Origin of the sequence: Flavihumibacter solisilvae, assembly GCF_000814475.1 — a bacterium.
Classification (GTDB): domain Bacteria; phylum Bacteroidota; class Bacteroidia; order Chitinophagales; family Chitinophagaceae; genus Flavihumibacter; species Flavihumibacter solisilvae.
Genome location: NZ_JSVC01000064.1, coordinates 1 through 728, shown reverse-complemented (window position 1 = coordinate 728; position 728 = coordinate 1). Strand labels below are relative to the sequence as shown.

The window sequence follows — 728 nt, the reverse complement described above, 5'->3', positions numbered from 1 at the left end:
TGGAACACTTCACCGGTACAGACAACTGCCACTGCATCTAATCTTATCGCCGGAACCTATACTGTTACAGTAACTGATGCTGCAGGTTGTATTACAACCACTACGGTTACGATTACGGAACCACCTGTACTGGCTGCAACAACGTTTGGTAACAATGTTGACTGCTTTGGAACGGCCACAGGTTCAGCCACTGTAAATGTAACAGGAGGAACCGCATTGTTTACCTACAGCTGGAACACTTCGCCGGTACAGACAACTGCCACTGCATCTAATCTTACTGCCGGAACCTATACGGTTACGGTAACTGATGCAATGGGTTGTATCACTACGGCAACGGTAACGATCACTGAACCACCTGTACTGGCTGCAACAACAGTTGGTAATAATGTTGCTTGCTTTGGAACAGCAACAGGATCTGCTATTGTAAACGTGAGCGGCGGCACCGCACCGTTTACTTACAACTGGAACACCCTGCCAGCACAAACCGGTGCAACCGCCACCGGCCTGGTTGCTGGAACCTATACGGTAACCGTAATCGATGCAATGGGTTGTATCACTACGGCAACGGTAACGATTACTGAACCGCCTGTACTGGCTGCAACAACAGTTGGTAATAATGTTGACTGCTTCGGTACGACCACAGGTTCAGCCACTGTAAATGTTACAGGTGGAACTGCACCTTACACTTATTCCTGGAATACCCTGCCGGTACAAACTGGTGCAACAGC

Annotated in this window: 1 protein-coding gene; it reads left to right on the top strand. The window is 48.9% G+C overall.

Going from position 1 to position 728, the window contains the following annotated elements; translation table 11 throughout:
* Positions 1-728 (top strand): SprB repeat-containing protein (locus tag OI18_RS23445; protein ID WP_039144805.1); only part of this gene is annotated, 728 nt, incomplete at both ends.